Genomic DNA, 2496 nt, shown 5'->3' with positions numbered 1-2496 from the left:
TGACGAACAGTAACTAATCCCAAATTCTCACCTAATAACATATGTTTCATCACTTCAGGGCGAGGCATACAAAGAAAACCTCTACTTTTTCCTGTATAATAAGTATACTTAACATCAAAAGGTCTATATAAAATAGGGGTTATATGATCTTGATTAATATTATTATTTTGAATATCTTCTTGAGCTAAATTAACTTTCCAATCTCTGGAATCTTTACCTAAATCATATTTTTCTCTTGCAGATTCCACATCTAGACTGATAAACTCATTAACAAGATTCCATACTTCTGCCTTTGTATCTTGAATGGTTAACTTATCTCTAGCTGTGACAATACCTACAGAATTAACAGCCATAATATCAGTAATCTTAAAATACTGCTCATACTCCCCTAACAAATCCCTATCTTGAGGAATCAATAGATAAAAAGGGGATTGGGCGTTAATTACCTGAAAATCTGTAGACTTAACCGTATTTTCCGTTAACACCTGATACTTATCTGACCTTAAACCATATAAATGAGCATGATTAATATATCTATCCTCTCCCTTAATCGCTAAAGTAATACTTACCCCTTGCTGAATATCAAAAACATTCTCATCCTTACTTCCATCTATCCCCGTCTCCTTCTTCTTACTATTCCCATGTAAATCATAAATGTAAATTTCATCAAAACTTTTAATCAAATGCTGACGCATTCCCCTAAAAGTAGGATTATCTAAGAACCCATGATTAGTTACAAAAGCTAAAATACCTTGATTAGTTTCATCAATGCGCCACTGAGCAAACCTGATAAACTTAACATAATCATCCTGTAACCATTTGGGGTTTTTCTCACCCAATGGTTTACCATCTACAAAATAGTAGTCATTAACTAACTCTTTAATCCAAGGGTTATTATTCTCCGAGTGTCCCGAATAAGGAGGATTACCAATCACCACCATAATCGGTTCCTGTTTTTTAACCCTTGACCCATTCCCAGCTTCCTGTGCGATTAACTCCTCCATCTGGGGAATACCCAAATTTAACTGCTGGGTTTCCTCCCTTAACCTCACATCCTCCAAGGTATTAATTAAATAAACCCCCAACCGCACCCCACCATCAAACTTATATCCCGTCTCTTCCAAAAACAAACCCAATTTAAGATGACAAATTGCATAGGGAGCCATTAACAACTCAAAACCGAATATCCTCGGTAATAACCTCTCCTTAACATACCCAGACCAGGACTGCTCAACTAAACCCGCGGTCATGGTTTCCCCTGACTCCTGAAACCGTTGATAGATAAGTTGACATATCCATAATAAGAATGTCCCAGTACCACAAGCAGGGTCAAGAATCATTACCTCTGGGTCTGCTAACCCCAAAGGTTTATTAAATTTCTCCTGTACCAAGATATCTACAGACCGCACCATATAAGAAACCACCGGTTCCGGTGTGTAGTACACCCCCCGACGTTCCCGCATTTGTGGTTTATATGCTGCTAAAAAGTCTTCATAGAACCGAATTACAATATCTTCCCGGTTCATCTTCATCTCAAAGTCACTGAGAATCGCTTCCATTTTAGCAGCCCGGAGGACACCAAAAATTTCTGCAATTGCCCCAATTAAGTCATTACCTAAGTCTGAAGCTGTCCGCTGTGATATGTCTTCAAATAGTTTTCGTAAGAAAGGATTGGTTTCTGGTAACTGTTCCCAAGCTGTTTTTCTATTAAACAGGGTTTGTTGATTGCGTCCTTGTTTCCTATCCTTGACATAACCAAACACCCTGGAGGTAAATAAAGCATAGGCGATGGTTTGAGCATAGATATCAGCAAAGCTGTAATCTTTGTCGTTGTCGGAACTAAGTTTTAATGAGGGGAGTAATTCCCGTTGAAAGCTCTTAAGTAGGTTGTGTAAATAACCGGTTTCTAGTTCTTGGTGGTAAACTTCTGGGATGATTTGCTCAATTACCCGCGCTGATTTAGCTAAGAGTTGGGCTAATTCCTTAGAGGTCTGAATAGGTTCATAAAATACCCACTCTACTAGGGGAACGGGGGTAGAGGTTAAATTATCAACTGCTATGGGTAATTCAGTTTGAGTGAGTCGTTTTAACCTTGCTACTAACTGAGTGTCACCCCAGTTAAAGGTTTGGATCTGTGTTTGACGTAACCCACCTTCTGTGGGAAGTATAAAAGCTACCCGTCCTGATGATTGGGGACTAGGTAACAGTAGATACATGACTGGTTGGGCTTCAAAGATGCGGTTAGTATAATGACCGTAGATTTCTTGTTGCTGTGCGGGGGAGGTGAAAAATTGCTTCGCCTCGGTGTCTGTCATAGCTGTAAGCTGTGGATAAAATCCCACTGCTATGGGGGAGGTTTCCTGAGCTTCTGACTGGTTTTTACCGGGGTGTAGATACCAAAACCGTGAACCTTCTGGGTCAAGTTGTTTGAATGGATATCCTAACAGTTGCTGTAGTGCTTCAACTCGGCTATTTGGGTCTTGGTGGTTGATGAGT

1 protein-coding gene is annotated in these 2496 nt (G+C 39.7%); it reads right to left on the bottom strand.

Annotated elements, in window-relative coordinates; all coding sequences use genetic code 11:
• The coding region (locus NWP21_RS05830; protein WP_280791955.1) for a type ISP restriction/modification enzyme at positions 1–2496 on the bottom strand (2496 nt) is incomplete at both ends.

It is taken from the genome of Anabaenopsis sp. FSS-46 (genome assembly GCF_029891665.1).
Taxonomy (GTDB): domain Bacteria; phylum Cyanobacteriota; class Cyanobacteriia; order Cyanobacteriales; family Nostocaceae; genus Anabaenopsis; species Anabaenopsis arnoldii.
This window is presented reverse-complemented; position numbering and strand designations above follow the sequence as displayed.